Source organism: Gammaproteobacteria bacterium (genome assembly GCA_013003425.1).
Taxonomy (GTDB): domain Bacteria; phylum Pseudomonadota; class Gammaproteobacteria; order Steroidobacterales; family JABDKV01; genus JABDJB01.
In genome coordinates this window covers 12,501-27,657 of record JABDJB010000012.1, presented here as the reverse complement: position 1 = coordinate 27,657, position 15,157 = coordinate 12,501, and the positions used below count along the sequence as shown (strand labels likewise).

Below are 15,157 nucleotides of genomic sequence, written 5' to 3'. Positions count from 1 at the left end.
TGTTGAACGAAAGCGCGTGGATTGGTGACTACAATGCTGCCGCTGTCAACAAGATCGAGTTTCAGGCCGCCAATGCCAGTGCCACCGAAACCCTGTACCTGCGGGTTGGTATTACCAATGGATCGACGTGCTTTGCATCCGCCGAGCCTGCAGTCCTGCCACCAAATCAACCTGGCCCGAACGGCCTCCAGTCCATCAGTTTTTTGCTGGACCCGTCGACGATGACCGAGGTAACGGGTAACTCATGTAAGGGCGGCGGCGACGGCCTGGCAACCGTGCTCGACAACGTCGTCCAGCTGCGCATTCTGTCCGCGGTCAGCCCCGCGTGGACTGGCGACAGCATGGTGTCGACGCTGCAGCTGGATGGGATCCATGCCGCAGCCGACAGCGATCTTGACCAAATCAACGACGATACCGATAACTGCACCCTGGTGGCCAACGCCAACCAGCGCGACACGGATCTCGATGGACTGGGTAATGCCTGCGATGCGGACGTTGCAACCCCCAATGACTGCATGGTCGATCTGCAGGACCTCGCCGTCTACAGGCAGAATTTCCTGTCGCCCGGTGACCTTGATACCGACAACAATGGCGACGGTCAGACTGACCTGCTCGACCTGTCCATCGTGCGGGGGTTCTTTCTGCAGCCACCGGGCCCCGGGCAGGGCATTATTTGCGGGGCGTGCTTAACGCCGGAACCTGTCGGGGCCAATGGAGATTTCGCCGGCCTGCCAATGTTCTTTCGCGGCGGACTGATCAACGACTGGGGCGCGAGTGACAGCAACAGGTTTTCTGATCAGGGCGGCGGGCTATACGTGGCCCGTTTTGAAGCCAACCCAGGCGACTTCGAGTGGAAGATTGCTGATAACGACTGGTCAATTGAGTACTGCACCCCTACGCCGCTGGTCGCAGACACGCCGACGGCGGCCCCGCTTTTCGGCTGTACGTTCCCGCTAAACGGAAGTATCAATGTTCCCACCGCCGGCTGCTTTGAGTTCGAGATGCAGACCGATGGTGCGGTACCGCCAAACGCAGTCGATGTGACCTTCCGCGAGGCAGCGCCATAAAGCACAAGGTCCGGCTGGTACTGCGCTAGCGCCGAATCAGTGGCGACGGTCACCGCCGAAATGGGCCATTATTGGCCTCCGTGAAACACACAGAAGAGACTATTGCCGCGATTGCCACGCCACCCGGTCGTGGCGGCGTTGGTATCGTGCGCGTATCCGGCCCGGATGCCAAAGCGATCGCCCTGTCAATGTTGCCGCAGTTGCCACAATCGCGGCGGGCGGTGCTGTCGCATTTCAACGATGCCCGCGGTGACGCCATCGATGAAGGCATTGTGCTGTGGATGCCTGCGCCCGACACGTTTACCGGCGAAGACGTGCTCGAGTTGCACGGCCACGGCGGTCCGGTCGTAATGGACCTGATCCTGCAGCGCACGCTGCAGCTTGGCGCGCGGGCGGCGCGGCCGGGCGAGTTTTCCGAACGGGCGTTTCTCAATGACCGCCTGGACCTGGCACAGGCCGAAGCGATCGCCGACCTGATTGACAGCGGCTCGATCGATGCGGCGCGCGCCGCGGCGCGGTCACTCGTTGGCGAGTTGTCGCAACGCGTCGGCGCGCTGACCGAGGCAATAACCGAACTTCGTGTGTACGTCGAGGCAGCGATCGATTTTCCCGAAGAAGAAATCGATTTTCTTGCCGATGACCAGGTCACCAGCCGTCTCGATGCTATCGGGCAGATGTTCGAACTGCTGGCGGCCAGCGCGCGGCAGGGTGCTTTGCTGCGCGACGGTATGTCGGTTGTCATCGTTGGCGCACCCAATGCCGGCAAGTCGAGCCTGCTCAATCGACTCGCCGGTTATGACGCCGCCATCGTCACCGATGTGCCCGGCACTACGCGCGATGTACTGCGCGAACACATCAGTCTTGACGGGTTGCCACTGCATATCGTTGATACCGCGGGTCTGCGTGACACCGCGGACCGCGTGGAACAGGAGGGTGTGCGCCGCGCGCGCAGCGAAATGGCCGGCGCCGACCGGGTGCTGCTGGTGGTCGATGCCACAACCGGCGAAATGCCGCGTCACCCGCTGCCGCCGGACGTACCGGTGACCGTAGTGCTCAACAAGATGGATCTGGCGGAAGCCGGCGCACCGGCTAACGTGACGGATGGCCAGCCAATACTGCGTATCTCGGCATTAACCGGCACCGGTTTCAATGAACTGAGACAACACCTGCAGCAGTGCATGGGTTACAACGCCGGCGAGAGCGGCGTGTTGATGGCGCGGCGACGCCATCTGGATGCTCTGGCACGTGCACGGCAGCATGTGCAGGCAGGGCGCGACCAGCTCGAACAGGCGCGCGCCGGCGAACTGCTGGCCGAAGAGCTGCGGCTGGCGCAGCAGGCGCTGGGCGAGATCACCGGTGAAGTTTCCAGCGATGACCTGCTGGGACGCATCTTCAACTCGTTCTGTATCGGCAAATGAATGGGGACAGTAGATGTATATGCATACATATACTGTTCCCTACCTGGTTTGGCTGAGAACGATTTCCTGCCCGACGTGAACGGTACCAACGCCAGTAGCGGCAACGTTCATGCCGAAGACGCACTCGTCGTTGTTACGGCGCCGGTAGTCCATCAGTGTGGCCAGTGGCTGGCGGTTTGCATCGACTTCGGCGGTATCCGGGTCGATGGTAGTCAGCACACAGCGCGAGCATTGCCACAGCGACTCGAATGCAACATCGCCGATGGTGAAATCGCCAAAGGAATCTTCGGCGCAGGCCTCGCAGCCGCTTACCACGAGGTTGGGACGGAAGTTACGCATGCGCACCTTTTTTACGAGCCGGGTGTTCAGATCGGCGACAGAGTTTTCCGACAGCACCAGCAGCGGCGCTGCGTCGGCATAGCTGACCACGCCGCCAGCGCGAGACAGCCGGCGTGATTTTTCGCCCATGAAATAAAGTCGGGCCTCGAGTCCCAGGTAATCACTGAACCAGGCGTCGGCCTGCGGGCCGCAGCGCTGGCCCTGCACGGTATCTTTCCACACCGTGATCGGATCGTACTGCGACGGGAAATCAGCGGGCGCAAGTTGCAGATCGCCGGTACCGGGTGCCGAGACAATCAAACCATCACCATCAATTTCGCTGCGAACCAGCACCAGCCGCGGAAAACGGCGCGCTGTAAAAAAGCGCCCCCTCGCATCGGTCACTACGTAGCGCCGGTCGTGTTGCAGCCCCTCGGCCTCGACGTTTGCCGTGACCAGCTCGACCGGCGCGGTCGACTTGATCGGGTAAACAAAAATGCGTGACAGTGTGGCCATGGGCGCATTCTAGCTTGGATCACGCGGGGCCGCCTTTCAGAATGACAGTCGCTAGTAGTCGCGGCAAGATGCCGCTCCCGCGAGACATGGTCGCAAGTAGTCGCGGCAAGATGCCGCTCCCACGAGACATGGCCGTCGCAAAGTAGTCGCGGCAAGATGCCGCTCCCGCGAGACATGGCCGTCGCAAAGTAGTCGCGGCAAGATGCCGCTCCCACGAGACATGGCCGTCGCAAAGTAGTCGCGGCAAGGTGCCGCTCCCACGAGACATGGCCGTCGCAAAGTAGTCGCGGCAAGGTGCCGCTCCCACAAGGGTTACAACGCCAGCCATCCCCACGGCGCCTGACGCCTGTTCAACGCGACCAGCCGCCGGCGGGCGACATTGAGCCCCTGCTCGAGCGCGAAACGTTCCTGCATCGTGCGGTAGTGGGCGAGACGGTCAACCTTGCGCGCACCGGGCGCACCAACGCGATCGAGATCGTAAAACCGTGACATGAGCAATCCTCAGCAAGCCAGTCCAGCTTGCATGAAAACAGTCAAACAGGGCGGGTGCCCGGCAGGAATATGGCGAATCAGGGCGCCGCGTCGTCGTCGACATCGACGGTGTGCGCGATGGCGCCGGCAATGACTACCGCCAGGGCAAACACGGTGGCGCCCAGCGCCAGCCAGGGTAATTTGACATAAAGCCAGGTCACCCCGAAAAGGTACAGCGCCACGGTCACTATCAACAGTATTTGTGATAGCGGCGCGGATTCTTGTTTTTCCGTTTTTTCAGCGGCCGGCGGGACGGCAACTTCCTCGCCGGGGCCGTTTAACATAAGCGTCAAGACGCAGTCTCCGTGTTATCAGGAACCGAACTGGCCAACAACAACGTTGGGACTCACTTCGTCTTCCGTTAACAGACTATAGATGCCAGACGTCGGTGTGTCATCAGCGACAACACAGTTTCTGCCATTGTCCTTGGCGCGGTAGAGCGCCGCGTCAGCACGTCGCAGCGTATCTTCGATGGATTCTCCCAGCCGGTATTCTGCAACACCGGAACTGACAGTAACCTTGAACACGTCATCAAACGGCTCGTCTTCGGTGACGTACCGAACGCGTTCTGCGCAGCGGTAGCCACCACCGAGATCGGTTTCCGGCAGCAGCACGATGAACTCTTCGCCGCCGTAGCGACCAAAAGTTCGCACGCCCTCCGAGCCGATAAAATCCATGCCGCGCAGTGTGCCCTTGGTGCGCTCGGAAAACGCCACCAGTACCCGGTCGCCGGCAAGATGACCGTAGCGATCGTTGATTATCTTGAAGTGGTCCAGGTCGAGAATGACCACTGAGAACGGCCGGCGGGTGCGGTCCGCGCGGGTTTTCTCCGCTTTGATCGTCTGCATCACGTAGCGGCGGTTGTAGGCCTGTGTGAGGTGATCGTGACGCGCGGCATGGTGCACCACTTCCAGCGCTTCACGCAGTTCGTGATTGCGGTTGCGTAACTTGTTGCGCAGGCCGCTCACATGGCTGCCGAATACTGCGGCCCACAGCATGGTGCCGGCCAGCACGCTCGAGCGCAAAACCTCAACGCGCAGGTCAAAACGCTCACGAAATATCAGGAAATCCAGCGCCACGACTGCCAGGTAGCCGGCCAGGCCAAAGGCTGCAAGCACCATAAAGTCCTTGCGGCGCAGCTGGAAAACGCCGAACAAAAGGCTCATTACATAAACCGGCAGCAACACGCTGCGCGAATCCGCGGCGACGAACATCAGCACCAGGATCCAGGTCATCGCAACAATAATCTGCGAAAACGTCAGCGACGGGTCATTGAAATGCCGGTTCAGGCCGCTACGGATGAAAACGTAGAAATACAGGTTGGTGACACATACGCCGGCAAGGATCGGCACCACCATCTGGCTCGGCAGGCTCATAAAGCCAGTCAGGTACATGCCAAAGCCAAACACCAGCCACAGCGCGTAACAGGCGAGCGCCATGAAATAACGCTGCAGGCGCAGCTTCTGGCGGTCGTCGTCGGGCGGGAAAATACTCAGCATTGGCATCTCTTGTGTGAGGTAGCCACAGTGCCCCATCGGTATGTATTTGTCCGTGAAAGCGCTCCCAGAACGGGGCAACGGTTTCGACGAATTTCACCGCTTATTATGTCAGCCCAGCAGTGCTTCGCGCCGGTAAAGCCGGATGGAAACAGCGATGAGGACGACACCCACCAGGGTGGTGCTGACAATTGACAGCAGTGTCCACCACAACGGCACCGGTTCATTCTTGATGATTTCTGTAATCAGAAGATGCTGGCTCAGGCTGGGGACCGCCATCAGGGCAAGACTCGGCTTTAGTGCCTGCACGGCGGCGATCACGATCGGCAGCGTAGGCACCACCAGCATTACTGACAGCCAGGTCTGGGCTTCCTTGTAGCTGCGCGTAAACGACGCGATCGCCGTCATGCCCCCGGCACCAACCAGGATGAACGGCAGCATGATTGCAATCGTGTGCAGCGCAGAGCGCAGCGTAAAGCTCGCACTCATGCCCATCGATTCCAGTGGCACCAATCGCAGGACTACCGTAAACAGCGTTACGGTAATGGTAAGAGAGATCAGCATATAAAAGCAGGTAGCCGCAATCTTTCCCAGGATCAGCTGGTGCCGGGAAACCGGCAGGGTCAGCAGCGGTTCCAGGGAGCCACGCTCCCGTTCGCCGGCCGTGGCATCGATAGCGAGGTACATGCCGCCAATGAGCATGGAGAACAACATGAAGTAGGTCATCATGCCGAGAAACAGCACTGACCGGCCGGTTGGTGTGGATACATCGATATACTCGATCAGCACCGGCTGGGTCACCGTGGCGGCTATACCGCGCGCCATCAGGCGCATGGAGCCCAGCTGGGCACCATAACCCGCCAGTAACCGGCGTACCCGGCCCACCGTCGTCGCGGCGCGACTGTCGGACTCATCAAAAACCAGCTGCAGTCTCGCCGGCTCTCCAGCTGCAAAACGCTGCGGATACTCCTCCGGAATGATCAGAACCACATCGTGCCGGCCGCTACGCACTGCAGCGGCAGCATCGGCAGGTGGCGCGATGATGTCGACATTGCTTTGCTGCAGAAACGAAATCAGGTTTGGCGCCAGCCCGGCCCCGGCAACCGGGAGTTCAACGGATTCTTCTACCGAATCGATAGTGCGGTCGATGATCATGCCGAGCATCAGTGCAAACATCAGCGGGCCAAACAACGGGCCGAACAGCAGCGAGCTGAATAATGTGCGGCGGTCGTAGAAGTTATCTACGACCTCTTTGCGAAACACCGTGTAGACAGGTTTCATGGCGCGGCGGACTCCAGCGCCTGCACAAAGGCGTCCTCCAGGTCCTCGCGCCCGGTTTGCTGGCGAATACTGTCCGGTGTGCCAGCTGCGACAACTTTTCCTGCACCGATGATGATTATCCGGTCACACAAGGCAGCCACTTCCTGCATCACGTGACTGGACAACAGCACGCAGCAGCCGGCGTCGCGTAGCGCCAGAATCAGGTCGCGCAGCCGGCGCGTTGCCATGACGTCCAGGCCGCTGGTCGGCTCATCCAGCAACACATTGCGCGGGTCGTGTATCAATGCGCGTGCCAGCGCCACGCGGGTGCGCTGGCCATGGGAAAAGCCCTTTGCCTTGCGGTCGACGTAATCGGCAATGCCGAGCCGTTCGATCAGTTCGCTGACACGCTGTTCGCGGGCGTCCCCGGCAAACCCGTGGAGCGCCGCGTAGTAGGCGATGTTCTGGCGCCCGGTGAAGTTCGGGTACAGACCGGCCGAGTGCGGCAATACACCGATGTTTTGCCGCACCAGCAGTGGTTGTTGCACCACGTCGTATGCGCCGATCGTGGCCGTGCCGCTGTCGGGCTTCAGCACGGTGTACAGCATGCGCAGCGTTGTCGACTTGCCGGCGCCATTCGGGCCCAGCAATCCGGTGATACGGCCATCGGCTGCGCTGAAGCTGACATCGCGCACCGCCTGCACCGCGCCAAAAGACTTCGCCAGATGCTGTGCCTCGATCATGGTGCCGGACCAGAAAAGCTGGTGAAAAACGGTGCCGGCAACTGTTGCGCAACACAGTCGGTTTCGAGGTCCGCGAGTGACGCTTCCTCGACGAACTGAGCGATGAGGCCCGGTACGCAGCGTTGTGTCACCACGCCATGGCCATGGCCCTGGGCAATGAGATGCAGGCTGTCGGGCAGGTGCGCCGCCGCACGCTCGGCGTATTTCGGCGGCGTTATCGGGTCTGCCGACCCTGACAGCAGCAGTACCGGCACGGCGGCGCTGGCCGGTTGATGAAACCCGTCATCGATCAGGCCGGCCGGCCAGTTACGACAGACAGCCTCGATGGCTTCGAGTTGCTGCGCACCGAGAAAAGTCTGCGCCAGCGCTGCGCGTTGCGCCTCGCTGATTCCGTAGAACGGCGCATCCTCGCTACACATGATGGCGTTGTGCATACCCTCTGCCAGCTGATCGGCCACAGCCAGTCCTGCAATCTGCCCCTGCGCAATCAGCGGCGCCCAGTTGTCCTGTGCATCGGCCTGATGCAGCAACAGCGGCAACAATGCAACGGTAGTCGGCGTATACAACAGCAGCCGTATGGTGCCGGCGAAAGTCGTGTAGTCCAGCGTCACCTCGGTGAGTTCGCCCGTCGCCGGGTGCGCCACGTTCATGGTGACCGGGTCCGCGCGCAGCCTCTGCGCCAGCCTGCTGAAGCTTTCGGCAATCGCCGGGAAGCTGGTGCTGCATTGCTCGTCGCTACTGCAGCGGGCGAAAAGGGCTTCCAGGGCGACCTGCGCATCCAGGGCAATGGCAGGGCCAAGCAGCTCACCGGCTGGCACAACGCCATCGATAATCATGGTGCGCATGCGTTGCGGATACTGCTTGAGGTAATGCTGCGCCATGCGGGTGCCGTAGGACACGCCATAAACATCCAGCGTGTCGTAACCCAGCGCGGCCCGCACCTGATCCAGGTCGTCGACGGCGACGCTGGTGGTGTAAAACCGCGGGTCACCCGGCAGGTTGGCGCGGCACTCGTCCGCCCGCGCCACAGCGGTTTCGACGCTGAATTCCAGCATCTCGTCGACGTCATACGGGCAATCCAGCAGATTTGATTTCCCCGTGCCGCGCTGGTCGAGCACTACTACATCATGATGACGCGTGATGCGATCAAACGCGGCAGCGTAATCGGCATAGAACTGTGTTGATGCCTGACCCGGTCCGCCCGCTATCGTGGTGAAGGCCGTACCGGGAAAACGCGGGTTGAGCGCGGGGATGCGCGCGACGAACAGGCTGATCGTGACGCCGGCCGGGTCGGCCGGGTTCTCGGGCACTTCCAGGTAGCCGCATTCGGCTGCTATGGACGTCAATCCGCTGGCGCCGTGCAGCCGGCACGGTTCCATTTCAAGCGTGGCTTTATCACCGGTCTGCGGCGCAGGAGCGCAGGCGCAAAGGCCGAGACCAAGCAGCGCAGCTGCAATCAATCGCAACAAGCGGGTTCCAGGTGCGGACGACACGGGTAGCCTAAACGGGCGCCGTCAGTGTCACAAGTCATCGTGACTATCGGCGGCGGGGCGAATTCGTATCGCGTGATCTGTTTCAGCTGGTCATATCCCGGACCGAGCTTGCTGCGCACGTGAGCCAGTTCGTCCGGCGTCTCATTACACGCGCACTCGCCGGGCTGCACCGCGGCCAGAGGCCAAAGGAAAAATACTGGTGCGCCAGGCGGCAGGACCAGCAGCAGTGCTGACAAGCCGGCGTCGCAGCAGCCCGATCGCGCCCAGCACGCCGAGCAGCAATATTCCAATGGCGCCGCCACCGCCCCCGCCGGAGGGCGCAGGAACCGGAGCCGGATCCGGCGCTGGTGCCGCAGTTGTGTCGTTGTCGTCAATTGTTATGACCTGGCTGTCGGGCGAACCGATTTCCGCCGCGCTGGCATTTTCCAGCAACACGGTAAAATTCTCGTCCGACTCCTCAACGGCGTCGTCGTTAATAATTATTTCGATGGTCTTGTCGGCCGTGTCGCCATCCTCCCATCGCAACGTACCGTTGGTGTTATCGAAGTCGGCACCGGCAACGGCATTGGCGCCCTGCGTGCGATAGTCAACCGTGGCAACGCCACCGCTGCCGTTGCTCCGCGTGACCCGCAGCTGCACGGTGCCAGCGCTTTCGCCGACCGTCTGTTGTGCAGTATCAAAAGCGATGATGCCGGCGGCAGCATCGTTGTCGTTGATGGTCAATGTTGCGCTCGACGGTACCCCCGGAGTCGTTCCCGAGGCGTTGCTCAGCATCAGTAATACTGTTTCGCCGTTTTCGCTCTCCAGGTCATCGACAAGGGGAACGGAGAAGGTCTTTGTGCCGGATTCACCCGCCGCCCAGTTCAGCGTGCCGCTGCTGGAAACGTAATCAACCGTCGGCGTGGCGCTGCCCGGCGCAGTAGCATAGTCCACGCTGGCCGGACCAACCCCACCCGAGCGGACCACACCGATAACGGCCTGCCCGTCGCCTTCGCCCGCTGTATAGGTGCCGGCAGAAAACGCCACGATGTCGGCGCCGGGCGCCGCATACGAGGCGGTCAGTTCGTACGTCTTCGGATTCTGGTCGTAATTGACCACCACCACGTGGTAGGTGCCGGGCAGTGGATTCAGCACGCTGATCGACTCGTCGGCCCCGGCGTTGCCGCTCACTACCGTGTCGCGGTCGACGTAATAAAAACCGCCGCGCTCGGCGTCGAGCGATATCAGGTACTCCGGCGACCGATCGTGACGCAGCAACAGGTCGATATCGCCGCTGCCGGAAGTTGAGACAAAAAGGTTGCTGGCGCCAACCGGCATATCGATGTGCCAGGCGTGAAACTCGTCCCAGTCGTAGCGCTGGATCTGCTGTGTGACAGTGCTGCCGTTCGTCAGCGTGCCGGTTTCAAGATAAAAATAGCGCGCCGGCAGCGCGCCCGCCGCAGAACTCAGCGCCAGCGAAAGAAAACGTTGTTCATTTCCGGAGGCCGCCGCAGCCAGCGTTACGCTGAATGCTGCAGAGGCTGCGCCGTTGCGGGTAATGTTGCCGAACAGTTGCGGCGTGGCGTCGTTGATGACCAGATCATCGCTGCTCAGGGTGCCGCTTACCGCGGTTTCAGCCAGCCAGTGGTTACGCAGCACGATTTCCAGGCTGGCAGTTTCGCCCGGATCGAGCAGGCCGTTGCCGTTACCCGACACGCTGTCATCGATCCGCACGTCTTCTATGATAATAACGCCGCCCGGCGGACCGGCCAGTGCGCGGGCTGCATCGAGACGCCCCGCCGCCGCTCGCGCCGGTACGGTTTGCGTGCTTGCGCCTGGCACCACCGGCCCGAGCGTCGTCACGCCTTCCACGCCGCCGTACAGCAGGTAGGCTTTCAGCTGTTCGTAATCAACAGGGTTGTATTCAGCCTGCAACAGCGCGGCGACACCCGCGACATGTGGCGCCGAAAACGACGTACCGCTGGCAAAGCTGTAGGCGTTGCCGTTGGCAGTGGTCAGCGTTTGCTGGCCCGGCGCGGCAAGGTCGACATCGAAGCTGGCCCACTGGCTGAACTCCGCAACCTGATCACTGGCCGTGGTGGCAGCGATCGACAGCACGTTGGGTTGTGTCGAGTCCGACGGAAAGTGCAGCGCAATGTCGTTGTTGGCATCGGAGTTGCCGGCTGACGCGACCATCAGGATGCCCGCGTTTTGCGCCCGGGTTATGGCCTCTGACTGCGCGGTGCCCTGAACCGGCCCGCCAAAGCTCATGTTAATAATGTGCGCGCCCTGGGCGATGGCTTCGTCTATGGCCGCCACAATGGCAAACGTAGACAGGTCGACTTTCAGCGGTAGCAACCCCAGTTCCCAGGCGGTGCCGGCGATGCCGATGCCGTTGTTGCCGCTTGCACCGGCGCTGCCTGCAACGAGCGTGCCGTGAAAATCATCCGCATCGGAAGGGTTAGGGTCATTTGGCCCGTTGCTGCACGGGCTGGCGCTGTTGGGTGAGGCGAAACACTTGCCGCTGGTCAGCACATTGCCGACCAGGTCGACGTGTGTCGTATCGAGTGAGTCGTCGATGATCGCCAGGATCACATTGGCCGCGCTGCTGCGCGTGTCCCACGCCGCAACCATGTTCATGTCGGCGCCGGGCGTGCCAAGGCCGTTCGGCGCATTTACGCCGGTGTTGTCCTTGGCCCACTGGCGCGCGAAGTCCAGGTCATTCGGCGTGGCGTCACGCTCGAACAGGTAATTGGGGTGGGCGTATTCGATGCGCAGGTCAGCGGCAACCAGCTCAATGGCCGACCCGAGGTTTGCATCGTCGTCAATCGCGGCAAGCACCAGCCGGCCGGCCGGGTGACTGGCCAGCACTACCGCTCCGAAAGGGGCCAGCAGGTCTGCCACGACGGTATCGGCGGTACCGGGAGTGGTCTTGACCAGCAGCTGGGCCGGGACATGCGGTGCCGTCAGCTCGTTTTGCACCCCGGGGGCCGGAACACGGGCCTGGAGTGGCGCGGCAAGCAGAATCAGGGCGGCCAGGGCAGCGAATCGGTGCATTTTTGCAGGTTTCGGGTTGCGGAAAAACGCCATGTTATCGATGTTAGGCGCCAAAAGTGTGACGCAGTTCACACTGGCGCCGCTGACGGCCTTATAATCCGCAACCCCATGAATGTCTTTGAGGTCATTGTAGTTGGCGGCGGACACGCCGGTACCGAGGCCGCCCTGGCCGCGGCGCGCATGGGCGCGCGTACGGTATTGCTGACCCACAAGCTGGAAACGCTGGGGCAGATGAGCTGCAACCCGGCCATTGGTGGCATCGGCAAAGGACACCTCACGCGCGAGATCGATGCACTCGGCGGTGTCATGGCCCGCGCGGCTGACCGTGCCGGCATTCATTTCCGCACGCTCAACGCAAGTAAGGGCCCGGCGGTACGCGCCACACGGGCGCAGGCCGACCGAAAGCTTTACAAGCGCGCAATCCAGCAGTTCCTGCACAACCAGCCGGGCCTGACGGTAATACAGCAAAGCGTCGCCGACCTTGTTGTTGAACAGGGTCGCATCGCCGGCGTGCGTACCGAGTCGGGCGACGACTTCCGTGCCGCTGTCGTGGTGCTTACGGTCGGCACATTTCTCGGCGGCGTAATGCATGTGGGTGACAAGCGCGAAGCCGGTGGCCGCGTTGGCGATGCACCGTCAAACCTGCTGGCGGCGCGGTTGCGTGAACAGCCGTTTCGCGTGGCGCGACTGAAAACCGGCACACCGCCGCGGCTCGACGGGCGCAGTCTCGATTTCGCTGCAATGACCGAGCAGCCGGGTGACGAACCGCGTCCGGTGTTTTCTTTTATCGGCAGCCGTGACGAGCATCCGCAACAGCGCAGCTGTTACATCAGTGCCACCAATGAACGCACGCATGAACTTATCCGTGGCGCACTGGACCGCTCGCCGATGTATACCGGCGCCATTGAGGGTATTGGTCCGCGTTATTGCCCATCGATCGAAGACAAGATCGTGCGCTTCGCCGACAGGAATTCGCACCAGGTGTTTATCGAACCGGAGGGGCTGGACACCGACGAGGTTTATCCCAACGGCATCTCGACCTCGCTGCCGGCCGAAGTGCAACTCGAATTCGTGCACACCATGACCGGCTGCCAGAATGCGGTGATGACGCGGCCGGGCTACGCGATCGAGTACGATTTTTTCGACCCGCGTGATCTTTCACACACGCTGGAGACCCGCTTTATTCCCGGCCTGTTTTTTGCCGGGCAGATCAATGGCACCACCGGTTACGAAGAGGCCGGCGCGCAGGGCCTGTTGGCAGGCATCAACGCCGCGCTGCAGGTGCAGGACAAGCAGCCGTGGTGGCCACGTCGCAACGAGGCCTATATCGGGGTGCTGGTGGACGACCTGGTGACGCGCGGCACCAGCGAGCCGTATCGCATGTTCACCAGCCGCGCCGAATACCGGCTTACTCTGCGCGAAGACAATGCTGACCTGCGTTTAACCGCGAAAGGGCATGAGCTGGGGCTGATAGACGATCATCGCTGGCAATCGTTTTGCGCGCACCGTGACGGTATCGCTGCCGAGACGGCGCGGCTGAAAAAACTGCTGGTGCGGCCGGAGCGGCTGTCGCAGCAGGACCTGGCAAAGATTCCCGGCGGCACCCTGCGGCGGGAGCAGCACGCAGTCGACCTGCTGCGTCGTCCTGGTATGAGCTATGACATCCTGGTGCAGCTGCCGGGAATCGGTCCGGGCGTCGCCGCACCACGCGTTGCCGCGCAGGTGGAAATTAAGGCGCGTTATGCAGGTTACATCGAGCGTCAGAATGCCGAGATCGTGAAACAGCAGCGCCATGAAGAGCAGGCAATACCTGACGGCATCGACTATGACATCGTGCGCGGTTTGTCCCATGAAGTGCGACAAAAGCTCAATGACGTGCAGCCGCAAACTGTTGGTCAGGCCAGCCGCATTCCCGGCGTTACACCTGCTGCTATTTCACTGCTGCTGGTGCACCTGAAGAAAAACCAACTGCGCCGCAGCGCCTAGAAAACCGGGACAGGTACCGGAAAACCGTTTACCGACAGCAGACTGCCGGCGTACTTCGCCTCGATGCGATATCGATTGCCTTCCGGCTTGAGCACGCGGAAGCGTTGCATCAGCTCGATGGCATTACGCGCTTCCGCTGTGCCATTGGTCTTTAGTTGCTCGATAAGCGATTTTGGCACCAGCAGGGTTGCACTGCCTTCCAGTCCGCGCGCAAGTTCACGCGGTGTGGCACCGGTGCCCGGTTCAACCACGATGTGGGCATCACCCTCAAGATCGGCTTCGCTCATGGGTATCCTGAGCGTGCGAACGGTTATTTCCGGCCCGCCACGCAGTATCCGGCGCAATAACGCATCGCGATCGGTAACCGGCATCGGTCCGCCATTGGGATATTCACCCATCAACTCGAGCAGGCCGCTCAATGCTTCGGCATCGAGTCGTTGCGCAAGAAAATCGATACGGGCATCCCCCGTGAGCCCCTCGCCACGCAGGTTCAGCGCGCCCAGGTTTACGGCATATGAGGCCAGGTCGGAATCATCCAGCACGCGCAGCGCCAGCGTCACGTTATCGGCCTCGACCTCGTGCAGGACAACCGAAGAAACACGAATGTCGGTGTCGCCGGTCCAGATCCCGTTGCGGCTCTTCTCCTGGTCGGAGGCCACTGTGGCCGGTCCGACACGAATCTCCGCGTCTTTATCAAACAGCCGGATCACTCCGATGTCACCGTCTACGCCAAGGTCTTCCTGGCTGCGACCGAGCGTGATCTCGACTCGGGTATCTTGCCAGGCCAGCGTCAGACCGTTATCCAGCGCACGGGTTTCGGCAGCAGCACTGTAAATAAACCGGGTAGAACCATCGGGCTCCACGCGGCTGCGCAATTCACCGGGCAGTTCGATTTCCTCGCCGGACGGTGCACGCAATACCAGGCTGGAATCCATGTCGGTCCAGGCCAGTGGTGAAGAGCCGCCGCTGATCAAGGGCACCGGGCCGTGATACATCTTTGTTGTGACAATCAGCTGCGGGGTGCCTTCCGGCTCCTCGGTGACTGCCGCCGCCAGCCTGCGCAGCTGTTCGTCTTCAATGCTGTAGCGGTAGCGCGACTCGCTGCTGAACCAGTTGCGTTCGTAACGCTCCCTGACCAGCTGGTTGCTGAATCCGTTGATCTCACCGACCAGCCGGTCCTGCTGCTGTTCGGCCACCACACCAACTGCACCCGGCAGCGCCAGCACGGCACCGGTGGCAAGCAAAAGCACAATAATAATGAAACGTTTCAACTTGACGCGCCTGTCGGTGTTA

General features: G+C 61.5%; 12 protein-coding genes. 3 read left to right on the top strand and 9 right to left on the bottom strand.

Annotated features, from left to right (window positions below; translation table 11 throughout):
* The first annotated feature begins 2 nt into the window (after window positions 1–2).
* On the top strand, window positions 3–1,067 hold the full coding sequence (locus tag HKN06_02180; protein NNF60118.1) for a hypothetical protein: 1,065 nt from the start codon (window positions 3–5) through the stop codon (window positions 1,065–1,067).
* 80 nt (window positions 1,068–1,147) lie between these two features.
* Complete coding sequence (mnmE, locus tag HKN06_02175) at window positions 1,148–2,485, top strand: tRNA uridine-5-carboxymethylaminomethyl(34) synthesis GTPase MnmE (GenBank protein NNF60117.1); 1,338 nt, start codon at window positions 1,148–1,150, stop codon at window positions 2,483–2,485.
* A 39-nt stretch (window positions 2,486–2,524) separates the two neighbouring features.
* On the opposite strand, the gene HKN06_02170 is transcribed toward mnmE, so the two are convergent.
* From HKN06_02170 to HKN06_02135, 8 genes are all read right to left on the bottom strand, one after another.
* Window positions 2,525–3,319, bottom strand: a complete 795-nt coding sequence (locus tag HKN06_02170; GenBank protein ID NNF60116.1) for an MOSC domain-containing protein — start codon at window positions 3,317–3,319, stop codon at window positions 2,525–2,527.
* Between the two features lie 312 nt (window positions 3,320–3,631).
* Window positions 3,632–3,811 carry a hypothetical protein gene (locus HKN06_02165; GenBank protein NNF60115.1) on the bottom strand — a complete coding sequence of 60 codons (180 nt, stop codon included), beginning with the start codon at window positions 3,809–3,811 and terminating at the stop codon, window positions 3,632–3,634.
* Window positions 3,812–3,888: 77 nt separating this feature from the next.
* On the bottom strand, window positions 3,889–4,143 hold the full coding sequence (locus HKN06_02160; GenBank protein ID NNF60114.1) for a hypothetical protein: 255 nt from the start codon (window positions 4,141–4,143) through the stop codon (window positions 3,889–3,891).
* Between the two features lie 18 nt (window positions 4,144–4,161).
* On the bottom strand, window positions 4,162–5,349 hold the full coding sequence (locus HKN06_02155) for a GGDEF domain-containing protein (GenBank protein NNF60113.1): 1,188 nt from the start codon (window positions 5,347–5,349) through the stop codon (window positions 4,162–4,164).
* Between the two features lie 108 nt (window positions 5,350–5,457).
* Window positions 5,458–6,627, bottom strand: coding sequence for an ABC transporter permease (locus tag HKN06_02150; protein ID NNF60112.1), 1,170 nt, complete (start codon window positions 6,625–6,627; stop codon window positions 5,458–5,460).
* A complete protein-coding gene (locus HKN06_02145) occupies window positions 6,624–7,349 on the bottom strand; it encodes an ATP-binding cassette domain-containing protein (protein NNF60111.1) in 726 nt (241 codons plus the stop codon). The genes HKN06_02150 and HKN06_02145 overlap by 4 nt, the downstream gene beginning before the upstream one ends.
* On the bottom strand, window positions 7,346–8,815 hold the full coding sequence (locus tag HKN06_02140; GenBank protein NNF60110.1) for an alpha/beta fold hydrolase: 1,470 nt from the start codon (window positions 8,813–8,815) through the stop codon (window positions 7,346–7,348). The genes HKN06_02145 and HKN06_02140 overlap by 4 nt, the downstream gene beginning before the upstream one ends.
* 171 nt (window positions 8,816–8,986) lie before the next feature.
* Window positions 8,987–11,878 carry a S8 family serine peptidase gene (locus HKN06_02135; protein NNF60109.1) on the bottom strand — a complete coding sequence of 964 codons (2,892 nt, stop codon included), beginning with the start codon at window positions 11,876–11,878 and terminating at the stop codon, window positions 8,987–8,989.
* Between the two features lie 108 nt (window positions 11,879–11,986).
* Here HKN06_02135 and mnmG point away from each other — a divergent pair, with 108 nt between their 5' ends.
* Window positions 11,987–13,864: a tRNA uridine-5-carboxymethylaminomethyl(34) synthesis enzyme MnmG gene (mnmG, locus tag HKN06_02130; protein NNF60108.1), complete on the top strand. Its 1,878-nt coding sequence runs from the start codon at window positions 11,987–11,989 to the stop codon at window positions 13,862–13,864.
* Here the strand turns inward: mnmG and HKN06_02125 are convergent.
* Window positions 13,861–15,135, bottom strand: a complete 1,275-nt coding sequence (locus HKN06_02125; protein NNF60107.1) for a DUF945 family protein — start codon at window positions 15,133–15,135, stop codon at window positions 13,861–13,863. The two genes, mnmG and HKN06_02125, sit on opposite strands and share 4 nt — an antisense overlap.
* Between the last annotated feature and the right edge of the window lie 22 nt (window positions 15,136–15,157).